The organism is Spirochaetota bacterium, from assembly GCA_017999915.1.
Classification (GTDB): Bacteria; Spirochaetota; UBA4802; order UBA4802; family UBA5550; genus RBG-16-49-21.
Map to the genome: position 1 here is coordinate 272,315 of JAGNKX010000003.1, position 13,732 is coordinate 286,046.

12 protein-coding genes are annotated in these 13,732 nt (G+C 56.0%); 9 read left to right on the forward strand and 3 right to left on the reverse strand.

Going from position 1 to position 13,732, the window contains the following annotated elements; genetic code table 11:
- The first annotated feature begins 153 nt into the window (after positions 1-153).
- The 7 genes from KA369_06845 to KA369_06875 all read left to right on the forward strand — a co-directional run bounded on the left by KA369_06845 (position 154) and on the right by KA369_06875 (position 9,273).
- The gene (locus KA369_06845; GenBank protein ID MBP7735675.1) at positions 154-924 is read left to right on the forward strand and encodes an ABC transporter ATP-binding protein; all 771 of its coding nucleotides are present in this window, start codon (positions 154-156) and stop codon (positions 922-924) included.
- Positions 925-2,442, forward strand: coding sequence for an FtsX-like permease family protein (locus KA369_06850; protein MBP7735676.1), 1,518 nt, complete (start codon positions 925-927; stop codon positions 2,440-2,442).
- Between the two features lie 9 nt (positions 2,443-2,451).
- A complete protein-coding gene (locus tag KA369_06855) occupies positions 2,452-4,203 on the forward strand; it encodes an FtsX-like permease family protein (protein MBP7735677.1) in 1,752 nt (583 codons plus the stop codon).
- A 17-nt stretch (positions 4,204-4,220) separates the two neighbouring features.
- Entirely contained in the window at positions 4,221-4,988 is a 768-nt protein-coding gene (locus KA369_06860; protein MBP7735678.1) for an outer membrane lipoprotein-sorting protein, read from the forward strand.
- A 14-nt stretch (positions 4,989-5,002) separates the two neighbouring features.
- A complete protein-coding gene (locus KA369_06865; protein ID MBP7735679.1) occupies positions 5,003-6,532 on the forward strand; it encodes a hypothetical protein in 1,530 nt (509 codons plus the stop codon).
- A gap of 400 nt (positions 6,533-6,932) precedes the next feature.
- Entirely contained in the window at positions 6,933-8,117 is a 1,185-nt protein-coding gene (locus KA369_06870; GenBank protein ID MBP7735680.1) for a deoxyhypusine synthase, read from the forward strand.
- A gap of 25 nt (positions 8,118-8,142) precedes the next feature.
- Positions 8,143-9,273 carry a type III PLP-dependent enzyme gene (locus KA369_06875; GenBank protein MBP7735681.1) on the forward strand — a complete coding sequence of 377 codons (1,131 nt, stop codon included), beginning with the start codon at positions 8,143-8,145 and terminating at the stop codon, positions 9,271-9,273.
- Between the two features lie 144 nt (positions 9,274-9,417).
- Here KA369_06875 and KA369_06880 read toward each other — a convergent pair whose 3' ends face one another.
- A complete protein-coding gene (locus tag KA369_06880) occupies positions 9,418-9,972 on the reverse strand; it encodes a hypothetical protein (protein ID MBP7735682.1) in 555 nt (184 codons plus the stop codon).
- 329 nt (positions 9,973-10,301) lie between these two features.
- Here KA369_06880 and KA369_06885 point away from each other — a divergent pair, with 329 nt between their 5' ends.
- Positions 10,302-10,589, forward strand: a complete 288-nt coding sequence (locus tag KA369_06885) for a hypothetical protein (protein ID MBP7735683.1) — start codon at positions 10,302-10,304, stop codon at positions 10,587-10,589.
- 30 nt (positions 10,590-10,619) lie between these two features.
- Positions 10,620-11,195 (forward strand): hypothetical protein, encoded by a 576-nt coding sequence (locus tag KA369_06890; GenBank protein ID MBP7735684.1) that lies wholly within the window; start codon positions 10,620-10,622, stop codon positions 11,193-11,195.
- Positions 11,196-11,226: 31 nt separating this feature from the next.
- Here KA369_06890 and KA369_06895 read toward each other — a convergent pair whose 3' ends face one another.
- Both KA369_06895 and KA369_06900 read right to left on the reverse strand, forming a co-directional pair.
- Positions 11,227-12,447: a radical SAM protein gene (locus tag KA369_06895; protein ID MBP7735685.1), complete on the reverse strand. Its 1,221-nt coding sequence runs from the start codon at positions 12,445-12,447 to the stop codon at positions 11,227-11,229.
- A complete protein-coding gene (locus KA369_06900; protein ID MBP7735686.1) occupies positions 12,438-13,382 on the reverse strand; it encodes a prenyltransferase in 945 nt (314 codons plus the stop codon). The genes KA369_06895 and KA369_06900 overlap by 10 nt, the downstream gene beginning before the upstream one ends.
- Positions 13,383-13,732: the final 350 nt, after the last annotated feature.

A 13,732-nucleotide genomic window follows, 5' to 3' on the forward strand; every position in this document is an offset into this window, starting at 1 on the left:
AAATGTTTATTGCATCAAGACAGCGGTTGATTCATTACGTATCATGGACCCTGAAGGCACGGTGGCGGATTATTTCTACCGATGAAATAAAGCCACGGAGTGACACATTTCTGTTACAATGGTGTTGTAGTAATCATAGAAACGGGTGCGCATATGAACATAATTGAAATGAAAAACATCAAGAAAGATTATCCCCTCGGTGAAACAGTGGTCCATGCCCTGCGGGGCATCGATCTTTCCGTCGAGGAGGGCGGCTTCATTTCCATAGTGGGCCCTTCCGGGAGCGGCAAAACTACGTTGCTGAATCTCATTGGATGCATTGACACCCCCACGGTAGGAAGCGTGAAGATCGGGGGTGAAGAGATAACGACGCTTGACGATAAGGCCCTCACCAATATACGGCTTTTCAAGGTGGGATTCATCTTCCAGACGTTTAACCTTATTCCCGTGCTTAATCTTCTTGAAAACGTGGAGTTTCCCCTCCTGCTCATGAAGGAGCAGAAGCTGTCCAAGGAGGAGATACGGGAGCGCGCGACAAAGTGCATCGAAGAGGTGGGCCTGAAGGAATACATCGAGCACCGGCCGGCGGAGCTTTCCGGCGGGCAGCGCCAGCGCGTGGCCATTGCCCGGGCCCTGGTCACGAAGCCCCAGATCGTCCTGGCCGATGAGCCGACGGCCAACCTTGACTCCGAGACCGGGGCCGCCATCCTTACCCTGATGAAGCAGCTGAACAAAATAGAGAAAACCACCTTTATTTTCTCCACCCATGATCCGGATGTCCTCCAGTACGCGACGGACGTGGTGAAAATACGGGATGGGCTTATCGTCGACAGGACAAAAAGTTCGAAATTCCTTAAACAGGACGGTGTCAAAAAGAAAGCTCTCGCCAGGAGCGGCGGTTCTTCGCCGAAGAGGAAAAAATAGATGGACCTCATCTTTAAAATAGCCTGGCGCAACATCCAGCGCCACCGCGGGAAGAGCATGGTTGTCGGGATCATCCTGTTCCTGGGAGCCACGGTCATGACCATCGGCAACGGCGTAATTTCGGCCATGGAGAAGGGGCTCAGGGAAAACATCATGAACCGCTTCACGGGCCAGATCGTCATCATGTCGGACAAGCAGGAACAGGACAACGTCATCTTCACGCCCCTGGGAAAGGACGTGGAGATCATAACCGGCTATGACAAGGTGAAAAAGGTCCTCTCGTCCCAGAATTACATCCAGCGGTACCTGCCGGTGGGCAAGGGACTCACCCTGATATTGAACGACAACGGCGACGTCGGATACGCCCTGGTCCTGGGCGTCAGGTTCGAAGACTACCAGAAGATGTTCATGAATAACGTGAAGCTCGTTGAGGGACGGTTCCTCAAGAACGACGAGCGAGGGATCCTGGTGTCATCCGGCAGCAGGAAACGGGTCTACGAGGAGCAGGATTTCTGGCTTCAGCCCGAAGGGGTCCCCCTGTCTGATAAGAACCTCACGCCGGAGGCACTGGCCGACAAGAAGCGCCTGGACGTGAGGAACGGCATCGTAATGATGGGAACGAGCTCGGAAAACACCACCATGGACATCAAGATGGACGTCACGGGCATTGTCAGGTACGCTTACCTGGACGAGTTCTGGAAGAATTTCAACATCATGGACATCGAGTCGTTCCGGGAGGTGTTCAATTACGTGACCGCTGCGGACGCGGTGACGCAGGTGCCGCAGGAGAAGCGGAAGCTCCTGGAGCAGGACAACTTCGATAACCTCTTTGGCGACACCGTGGTGCAGAAAGTGGATACCGGAACAACACGGTACGACGTGACAAAGCTGATCGGGAAAAAGGCGGCCCGAAGGAAGGCCAATGTCGATTCAGGCGCCTACAATCTTGTTTTCGTCAAGCTCAAGGATATCGGCGCCATCGACAGGTCGGTGGACAGGCTCAACGGCGCCTTCAAGGCCGCCGGCGCCGAGGCGCGCGCCGTGTCGTGGAAGAAGGCCATCGGGCAGCTCGCGGACATGGCCATGATCATGCGGGGCGCCACCGTCGGTTTCGTCATGCTGATCTTTTTCGTGGCCATTATCATCATCATGAACACCCTGAGCATGGCGGCCCTGGAGCGGGTGAGCGAGATAGGCATGATGCGGGCCGTGGGGGCCCAGAAGTCCTTCATAGCCGGCATGTTTTTCGCGGAAACCACGATCATATCCTTTGTTTCAGGCGGAGCGGGCATTATCGCAGGCGCCATAATCGTCGCGATCCTGAACTCCCTTAATATAACGTCGGATAACCATATCCTGCAGCTCCTGTTCGGCGGCGACGTGTTCAAGCCGGCCCTTGACGCCCTTGATATCCTCATCGGGGTGATCGAGCTTTCCCTGGTGACGGTCCTGGCCGTCGTGTATCCCCTGAAGGTGGCGCGGAGGATAACCCCCCTTGACGCCATCATGAGGGACTAGGAGATTCCCATGAAACTGATACTGTCATTGAGCCTGAGAAACCTGCTGCGCCAGAAGAGGCGGAATTTTTTTCTCGGCACCGCCATCGGTTTCGGCATGATGATCCTCGTCATGGCCAACGCCTTTTCCTACGGCATTTCTGACACGCTCTTCAACAGGCTCATCGTGTTCATGGTGGGCCACATGAACATCACCGCCATGGAGGACAGCAACCGTCAGAAGCGCGTCATAAGAGACAAGGATCGTTATATCAAGCTCATAAAGAACAATATAGACGGCATCGACAAGATTTTCGAGGCCATAGGCGTTTTTTCGAGGGTCATCGGCAACGCCAAGGGGGACAACGCCATCATCGTCAATGCCGAGATCGACAAGGAGTTTTACGATTATTTCGGACAGAACGTTGTCGAGGGCAGCCTCAAGGACTTCGCCGGCGACAGGTATGAAAACCCGGTGATCGTCTATTCATCCAAGGCGAAAACCCTGGGGGTGAAATGCGGCGACACCATCAAGGCGCGGATGAGCACGGTTTCGGGACAGCAGCAGAGCGCCCGGCTCACCGTGGCTGCCATCATCAGGTCGAGCAACATGTTCGAGGAAATGGTGATGTTCCTCAGGCACAAGGATATCAAGAACCTCCTTGGCTACAGGGACCATGAAACAGGGGCGCTCTACATTAATTTCAAGAAGCTCAACAATCCCGCGGTGGTGATCAGGGCGGCGGACAAGCTCCATGCGCTGATGAAGCCGGGGACCGCCGTGATATTCGGGGACGCCGCCTCCGGAAAAAAGAGCGCCCCCGCCACGGCCCTCGGCTATTCTCGGGGAACCGAAGCGGCCCCGATCATGGACAAACACGTGACAATACTGTCCGGCGCGCTGCCGGAAGAGAAGAGCGAGAAGGGGGTCCTGGTCGGCAAGGGCCTCGCCGCATCCCTCGGCATAAAAAAAGGCGATGCCCTGACCTACAGGTATAAAAACAAGTTCGGCGGCGCCGTGACCGAGAACGGCTATGTCGTTTCAGGCGTCTTCGACTCCGGAGTTCTGCCGGAGAAGAATATCATGCTTCTGAACGAAAAGACGTTCTATAAGACATACCTGGAGAACCTTCCCGCGGATCCCCGGGGCATGAAGGACGCGTACATCCCTGGCGCGAAATCCGCGCTGGCGAAGGTTTTTGCCCCCGAGTGGAAGCTCCTCCCCAGGACCGCCACCCAGGAGGAGATGAAGAAAAAGCTTTCGTATATGACCAAGACCAGGTGGAAGGGGCCTTCCTTCGACATCAACACCATGTACGAGACCGCCGATGACATTCTCAAGCTCGAGGCCGCCCTTAACCTGGTGGCCGTTGTCGCCGGTCTTATCCTGTTTTTTATCATACTGATCGGGGTCTTGAACACGCTGCGGATGACCATCCGGGAAAGGACCAGGGAAATAGGCACCGTCCGCGCCATCGGCATGCAGAGGGTCGACGTGAAATACCTTTTTATCACCGAGATCGTGCTCCTTACCTCAATGGCGTGCATTGCAGGCATCATCATGGCCTTCATCATGATGTGGATACTGGGGCTTTTCACTATCAATACCGACAGCGTTCTTTCGATACTGCTGGTGAACCATCACCTTTATTTTTACCCGACGGCGAAATCGATCATCGGCAGCTTCACGCTGATAATCGTCATGGCCGCCCTGACGGCCTATTTCCCGGCCAGGAAGGCCTCCAATCTTTCGGCGGTAGACGCATTGGGACATTTCGAATAGCGTACATGGAGAGGATCATGAGAAAAATCGTTATCATCCTGCTGGCTGCCCTGTTCCTTGCGGGGCCCTCAGTCCAGGCCGCGCTGAGGGCCAGCGAGATCATGAAAAAGATGGACGACATGATGGAGCAGATCGGCGACATATCGGTCAAGGCGACCATCGTGCAGAACAAGGCGCGGCAGGGCATCAAGAATTACGCCTTCCTTTACTTCAGGCGGGACATCACCGACGAATTCCTCATCGTCGCCCTGGAGCCGGACACCGAGAAGGGGAACGGCTACCTCAGGGTCGGCGAGAACTTCTGGATGTACCGGCAGAACACGCGCACCTTCCAGCACATCAGCCGCGACGAGAGCATCATGGGGACCGACGCCAAGGGCGGCGACTTCGAGAAGCGGAAGCTGGTCGACCTGTACCGGCCCCTGACCGGCTCCGGCGGCGCGGAGATCGTCGAGGAGGAGATGCTCGGCAAGAAGCCGGTATACAAGTTCACCCTCCTGGCCAAGGTAAACGATGTCACCTATCCGAAGCAGGTTTACTGGGTCCAGTGGGACAATTTTCTCATGCTCAAGGTGCAGTCCTATTCCCTGTCAGGGACCCTGATGCAGACGGCCTATTATCCGAAGTGGACCCAGATCGACGGGAAATATATCCCGATCCAGCACATATATATCGATGAGTTCGAGAAGGGAAATAAAAGCATAGTCGAGCTTTCCGGCATTTCCACGAACAAGCTTGACCCGAGGATTTTCACCAAGGCATATCTCGAAAACCTGAGCAGGTAAGGGGCGATAGGGGCATGGATGGACGAAAACGTGCTGTAGGGGCGCTCATGGCGGTTTTGCTCTGCGGGATGGCGGCAGCGGCGGGCCGTCATGCCCGGGCGACCATGGTCGATAATGAATATTTTTCCCAGTCGGTGAAAGAGGACGCCCCGCAGAAAATCTCGAAAGAACAGGATGGCACTAAAAGCTCAGAAGATGATATATTCGGCGGCGGCGACACTGTCACGCCGAGCGAAAAGGTCAAGGATGACACCCTGTCAGACACGATGGAGAAGAAATCCGTCACCCTTACCGGCTTTCTCAACGCGAGGACCAGCGTCAACTACAAGAGGGCCAGCATCCTCCGGGATATCGATATCATTGACGGCAGCAATTTCCTTTCCTACTTCCAGGGCAATTTCGGCCTCGACGTGCGGCTTCTCAAGGGTATACGGGGCTACTTCAACCTCTCCGCCGACTACTATCCGGCGGGCCTGCCGCAATCCCGCGTATTCCAGGTTCCCCTGGCGTACCTGGGGATCCCCGCCTACTTCACCAAGGCGGACCTGATGGTTGCGGAAAAGGTCAACGCCGTGTTTTCGATAAACGAGATATTTCTCGATGTGAACATCGCCCGGCGCGTCTACTTCCGCCTGGGCAAGCAGGTGGTCAAGTGGGGCGTCGGGTACCTGTGGACGCCGACCGACCTGGTCAACATCGAAAAGAAGAATATCCTTGACTCGTCGCAGGTCCGCCAGGGCACCTACGGTCTCAAGATACACGTGCCCTTCGGCACCAGGGCCAACATCTATTCGTTCATTAACATGAATACCGCCCGCCACCTGAGCGACATCAGCATGGCCAACAAGGTGGAGGTCCTCTTCCTGAATACCGAGATGGCGCTGTCGGTGCTGCTCAAGAACAAGAACGTGCCGGTTTACGGCTTCGATTTCACCTCACGGATCCTTACCCTGGACATCCACGGCGAGGCGAGCCTCTCCTACGGCGACAATACCAGGCGCCTCAGGAATTATCCCTGGTACGTGATCGGCGTGTTCCCGTCAATGCCCGTGGAATGGCTCTACCTGTTTCCCCGCAAGTCCGATCTGATGGATTACCGGGTCCGGGGCAGGTGGATACCGAAGGCGAGCCTCGGCTTCGGCCGGGGCTTCGAGGTCCTTGACGTCAAGGACCGGATACGCTTTGACGTGGAGGCATTTTACAACCATGCCGGGTACGACCGGAACGTATTCGAAAAGGACTTCTTCACGTCGAGCTATTTCCTCTCAAGCGGTCTCTACACGCCGAACTACTACGGGAAGTGGTACGCTGGCCTCTTCATCACCATACGGCAGATGTTCGTGGAGGAGCTTTCGGCCATGATCAATGGAGTGGTCAACATCCAGGACCAGTCCTCGATCGTGTCCGGCATGATCACCTACGCGCCCTTTTACGACCTCTCCCTCACCCTGATGGTCAACGGCTTTGTCGGCAAGACCAACCGGGAATACACAGTCTACGGGAATTACTTCACATCGGAGCTGTCGATAAAGCTGGTGTTTTAGATATATTCCTTTTCATTCTTTCATATGCCCTCATCCCCCGTCCCCTTCTCCCATGAAAAATTGAAGAAAGGAGAAGGGGAGTGTTGATAAAGACCATTAATGCGGAAACCCTCTCCTTTTTTCAGAGCTAAATGGGAGAGGCTCCCGACAGGAGGTCGCAGTGCCGAGCGCGGCCAGGATGGCCGAAAAACGCTCGGCGTGCCCCGGCTTGTCCCGAGCGTCGTCGAGGGAAGGGGCGGGTGAGGGTAAAAGAAAGGATACAGCGAGAGGCACTCCCGGCCTGTAAAATAACGGCCTTCCTTTTTCAATATCTAGTCATCCTTATGTTCTTGACACTAAATCGGGCATTTAATAGAAAGAACGTCTGTTTTGTTGATATTATTGATTGAGGATGCTGATGATGAAACACGACAAGAACAGCTGTCCGGGCAAGGAGCGCTATCTATCTGGAAAACGGATCCTCCCCAAATCGATATCCAAAGATACGGACATCGTAACGCTGATTGACAATATGGACGCCTACAACGGCGGGCGCCTTCGGGCGGCCTGCCAGCTCTTAAAAGATCGCTATTCCCACGAGGACGTTACCGTGGGCATGAGCCTTGCCGGCGCCCTGACGCCGGCTGGCCTGGGGCCGTCGGCCATCATCCCCCTCATGAACCACGGCTATGTCGACTGGATCGTGGCCACCGGCGCCAACATGTACCATGACCTGCATTTTGCCTTCAACCTGCCCATGTTCCGGGGAAGCCATACCGTCGACGATACGGACCTGCGCGACAAGGGCGTCACCCGGATCTACGATATCCTCTTCGATTACGAGGACGTCCTCATGGAGACGGACCGTATCCTGAGAAGGATCATGGTGCGGCCCGAGTTCCAGAAAGAGATGGGCACCAGGGAATTCTACCATCACCTGGGCAAGATCTTGAACGAGCACGAGCAGAAGAACGGGCTGGGCGAGGTGAGCATCCTCGCGGCCGCCTACCGGAACGGCATCCCCGTGTTCACCTCGTCGCCGGGCGACTCCACCATCGGCATGAACGTGGCGGGGCTCGAGCTTCTCGCCGAGGCGGCCGGACTTGCTGATAAATTCAAGCTGAAGATCAACCCGACCATCGACGTCAACGATTCCACCGCCATCATCCTGAACGCCAAGAATTACGAGAAGGGAAAGACCGGGGTTATTCTCATCGGCGGCGGCAGCCCGAAGAACTTCATGCTCCAGACTGAGCCGCAGATACAGGAAGTGCTGATGATCCCGGAAGTGGGGCAGGACTACGATATCAACATCACCGACGCGCGCCCCGACACCGGCGGGCTTTCCGGCGCGCCCCCCAGCGAGGCCGCCAGCTGGGGCAAGATCGATCCTACCAAGCTGGACGAGACCGTGACCGCCTATCTCGACGTGACCGTGGCGGTCCCCCTCATGGTCGCCTACGTGCGACAGGCGGCGAAGCCGAAGAAGCTGAAGCGCCTCTACGACCGGGGACAGGAGCTTCATGAAAAGCTCATCAAGTCCTACCTGGAGAACAACAGGGAAGTGGAGGATCTGAAGAAGCTCATGGCCGCGCTCCAGGCATAAATGATATAAAAAGGAACAGGGACAGATGAAAAAAGACATACTTCCCCTCGTAAGGAAGCACGGCACCCCTCTATTCATCCTCGACCATGGGAAGATACGGGAGAACTACCGCGCCTTTAAGAAGAACCTGCCCCGGGTGCAGTGCTACTACGCGGTCAAGGCGAACTCAAACCAGGAGATCATCAAGACCCTCTTCAACGAGGGGTCGAGCTTCGATGTCGCTTCCTATAACGAGTTCATGCAGGTGTACGAGTACATCAAGAATTTCAATAAGAAAGATAAGCATTTCTATATCTGGGACAAGATCATTTTCTCCAACACCATCAAGGACCGGGACACCCTGCGGAAGATCAAGCGGTACCGGCCCCTGGTCACCTTCGACAATATCGATGAAGTGAAGAAGATACGGGACCACTGCGAGACCGCCGGCCTGGTGCTGCGGCTCAAGGTGCCCGACATAGGCTCCCAGGTGGAGATGAGCTCCAAGTTCGGCGCGGAGCCGGGGGAGGCCCTGGGCCTGATCCGCCGCGCCGCGGATATGGGCCTGGATGTGGAGGGCCTGAGCTTCCACGTGGGGAGCCAGTGCGTCAACTTCGACAACTACACGGCCGCATTGGAGATCACCTCCGGGATCTTTCATGACGCCAGGAAAAAGGGACACCGTCTGAACATCGTCGATATCGGCGGCGGGTTCCCCGTCCCCTACGACGCCCACGCGCCGCGCTTCGAGAACCTGGCGAAGGTGCTGAACGCCGAGTTCGGGCGGCTTTTCCCGGACGACATCGAGATCCTGGCGGAACCGGGGCGGTTCATGGTGGCCACGGCCGCGACCCTGGTGACCGAGATAATAGGAAAGGCCCGCAGGGACGGCAAGCTCTTCTATCACATCAACGACGGCGTATACCATACCTTTTCCGGCGTCGTGTACGATCACTGGATCCCCAATTTCGAGTCGCTCAAGCGGGGCAAGCGCGAGGTCTGCGCCGTGGTCGGCCCCACCTGCGACAGCTTCGACAAGATATCCCTGTCGGTGCACCTGCCGGGGAACCTGGAGATCGGCGACTATCTTTACACGACCAACATCGGCGCCTACAGCACCGCCTCTTCGACGAAGTTCAACGGCTTCGACGGCGCGAAGATCATCCATGTTAAGTGAAGAACCCCCTCACCCCCAACCCCTCTCCCATTAAGAATTGAAAAAAGGAGAGGGGAGCGAAATTCATTATAACAGAAACCCTCTCCTTTTTTCCAAGCTACATGGGAGAGGGTGCGCAGAGCGCGGGTGAGGGATATCTCTGTGTTACTTGGTTGCAAACGAACGGTCGAAGAGTTCCTCGATGGCCTTTTTAGCGTCGTCGGTGAGGTTCCGAGTGCCGGTGCCGCAGAAGGTCTTGTGGGAGATCACCGGCGTGTCCTTCACCCAGGCGCTGTCGGTCCAGGTGAACCATGATTTCTTTTCCTGATCGTATACGCTCACGGGACGGTTGAAGAGCTTCGCCAGCTCCACGCCCCAGCCGGTGCCGCCTTTCACGGTATTGTCCTCGTTGATATGGCCCACGGAAAAAACCTGGAATCCCCTGTTGACCATGTGAAAGATCGACTGGATGACCTTCCGGATCATATCAACCTCGGAGAAGTTACGGCCCATCCGCATGGAAACGATTTCCATGCTCACGTTGCCTTCGGCGAGCTCCTTCGGGCCCAGGACCTGGATGCCCCTGTTGCGCTCCATCTTGTGGCCTTCAAAGGAGAAATTGACTTCCCTGAGGCCGTATTTCTCGGCCTGCCTGCCGAATTCAGCCTCGGTCCCCCTGTGACCGCCGCTGTACAAAATAAATTCAGATACGTCTGCCATTTGCAACTCCTGTTTGTTCTTTAAATGTAAGCTTGGAAATGCCGCTTTGCCTGAAAATAATGACCTTTCACCGCCGAAGACAACGGCCCGTTATACCTGCCAATATTCAAGACAATAAGCACTCTGCTATAGTGTGGTTATTCGAGGTATGCTGCCGCATGGATCCCATGAAAATGTCCACTGTTCCGGACACAGGGGATGGAATGACGTTTTTTGTCAAATAAATAATTGGCGGCTCTAAAAATTAGATTTTTCAATTCAGGATCATTATCCGGGGGTTGCCCCGTGGGCACAGGGAAAAAAAGTTGAAGATTCGCCGGAATTATAGTATGATAGTAATACGTATGAAGGTCCTGATACAACAAGTAATCCGCAAGCACAAGGCTTTGATACTCCATGAAGCGTCCCTTATCCATGGCTTTCTGAGGCTGTTGATGAAACAGATCAATACCAATGAAAAGTGGACCAGGGAGGAAAGACTGGAATTGAGGCATCATATCAAGCATCTTTCACTATACATCCCGGCGCTGATCATCTTCTGCCTGCCCTTCGGCATGCTCCTTGTCCCTGTCCTTGCGGAAACGCTTGACAGGCGGTCGGTGCGGCGTCCCCGGTAGATTATATTAAACAAATGGAAGTATAAATCAATGCAGAAAGTGAAGAAACAAATGCTTCCCTTCCTGGCAGGGGTAATGGCGCTCTGTTCCTGCGCTACTTCGGGCTGGCTGTTTTCCGCCACAAAATATGATTTTCGGACAGCGCGGATCACAACCCGGGGATATGCGGCGAAACGGCCGGTTAGAACGACCCTGGCCATTGAATGCGCTCCCGGCAAGGATGGCGCGGTAACTTTGAACTATACGGTCTTCGGTGCGGGCAAAATTGAAGGATTTGACTTTGACGCTTTCGAGTGCCCCTATGCGCCGGCATCCCTTGTGAAACTGGCTGATATAGACGTGGTGACGCAATCGGGAACGGCAAAATACCAGACGGCCATTGCGGGATCATATACCGGCGCGGATGATTTCAGTTTTTCAGTGAGTGCCATGAACAAGGACAGGAGCGTTGTCAGGACAATTGCCGAAACCCTTGCCGCCGGGGCTGACAGGATCGTCATTACGGTACATGACATGAAGAACCGGTCCGCCACAGTCAGGACCGAGTTCCCCGCCGGGGACGCTGGCGCCGCCGTTGGCAAAGCAATTCGGGGCTGCTGCAGGTAATCGTGATGCCGTCAGGCGCCGTTCCCTTGACTCAGGCGTCGGCCTTCCATTTAAGGTAATTGGGGACACCGCTGTGGTGAATATAGCAGGCGGGATCCTCGCCGAGGGGATCGCCCGTCGCGGCGTAGGCCTTGCCGCGGCAGCCGCCGCAGATCTCCCTGTTCTCGCACTCCCCGCATTTTCCCTTGAGGCGGTCCCTGTCGGAAAGGCTTGTGAAGATCTCGCTTTTTGACCAGATATCGCTGATTCTCATCTCGCGCACGTTGCCGCCGCTTACCGGGACAAAGGGGCAGGGCCACACGTCGCCGTTCGGCTTGATATAGATGAGTCCCCATCCAGCGGCGCAGCCGTGGAAGACGGGCCCCCGGGCCTTCGGCTTACTGTCGCTGTTGTCGCGCCCGAGGAGGTGCGGCCAGTACTGGGGCGCGGCCACCGGCTCGATGATGGTCATGGAATTCTTCTGGAGCTTCTTGACCGTCTTCACAAGGCTCAGGCTGTCCTCCGGCGAAAGGACCGAATCAAGGATCGCGCTGCCCCGGCCCATGGGCACCAGCTGGTAGCAGAGCATGATGTCGGCGCGGATGTCGTGGCAGAAACGGATGACGTCCGGCAGGGTGGCGATGTTTTCCTGCATGGCGGTGAAGTTTATCTGGATGACCATGCCGGCGGACCTGCACGCCTCGATGCCCCGGAGGGCCCGCTCGAAGGCTGTCGTGTTCTGCCTGATATGGTTATGGATCGCGCTGTCGGTGGAGTCGAAGCTCACCGCAATCCCCTTGACCCCCAGCTTTTTCAGCTCCCGCGCCCGGGCGCCGTCTATGAGGGTGCCGTTGGTCGCTATGACGTTGACGAGTCCGAGCTTCCTGCTGCGGGCCAGGAGCCGGTCGATATCTGGACGCACCAGGGGCTCGCCCCCGGAGTAGGCCAGCATCCTGAAGCGCTTCATCGACGCGAGCTGTGCCAGCATGGCGTATCCTTCCTCCGTGGAAAGCTCGTCCGGACCCGCCACGGATGACGTGGCGTGGCAGTGGCGGCAGCGAAGGTTGCACGCCTCGGTCACCTCCCACACGGCGTGGTATCCGAAGCCGATGCACCCCATGCCGACGGCGCCGGCCGATACCGGTATCGATTTGAAGGAAGACGTTCCAAGCCACTGGAGGAAACTGCTCCATCCGGTCGTCCTGCGCAGCAGCAGGGCGGCACGAAATTGCTTCAATAGGTTGCCGGCGGCCAGGTAGTGTTTCAGCGCCATATCGCGAGCACTCCCACGGTGATGGATGAGAGATGGTTCAGCACGATGGTGAGGCCGCAGATCGGCTCCAGCGTTTCGAGGCTCCGCCAGCGTCGGCGCACGGCCACATTGACCGCCAGGACCAGGCCGAGAATGGCGGCGGGAGCCGCCGCGAGAAGGTGCGCCGGGGACCAGCTCCTGAACAGGGCCCAGAGGACGATGATTGAAATAGATGTCAGGACCGCAATGACGGAATAGAGGACCGCGCCTGCGTTCTTTCCGATGCGGACCAGGAGGTTGAGCTTGCCGGAATCGCGGTCCGCCTCGTAATCAGGAAATTCATTGATAAGGATGACATTGAAAATGGTCAGGGCCACGGGTATGCTGAAGTAATAGCTGTACGGCGGTATGGAGCCGGAGGCGCAGAGGTGCCCGGTGACCAGGGTGAGCCAGCCGTAGCAAAAGGCGATGAAGAGCTCGCCGACGCCGCGCATCACCAGGCGTACCGGCGGCATGGAATAGAGCACCGCGCTGCCGATGCCGAAGGCCCCCAGGGCGAGCAGCAACAGGCTGCCGTGAATTGCGTATATGGCCAGGCCCATTAGGGCGGCGGATGCGAAGAGCGATATGGCCAGGAACATAACCGATCGTTCGGAGAGGGTCCCGCTGGCCACCATCAGGGTACCGCCGGAGAATTTCGTCCGCCCGTACAGGGCCGTTTTGGAATCCTCCTGCTGGTCATAGATTTCACCGATAAGATAGCAGCCGATGCAGATAAACAGAACGGCCATGATTCCGAGCAGGGCCGAAAGCCATGAAACAGGACGGCCATGGGCATAGGCCAGGTACACGCCGACCCCGAAGGGGACAACGGCGACCGTGGTGAAGGGAAGCCTCATGACGTTGGCCCAGTTCTTGACTGTTGCAAATCGTTTATCGTTTATTGCCTGTTGCATTTGGATTTTCCTTATCTGGAAATATTTTGCCAAAATTGGCGACTTTGCCGGTTAATGCAATTACATTTTTCATGATCCTGGTTATTATCATTAACTGGGACGATGTCATGGACCTCGGCAGGCCCTTTGCATCGGGAACGGCGCTGAAGAACCGGTATTGCCGGATTTTTTATAAAATAATTGATTTACTTTTTTATGCAATTGAGTTACTTTAATCATATGCACGGTGATACCGTATTTATGCTTGGAATGAATATTATCGCTGCCGTAGCACTTTCCTTCATTTATGGCGAGGGGATCCGCCTCGATCGATGCTTTAAATGCGTCAATGCCGCTTTTTCTTTTTCTCG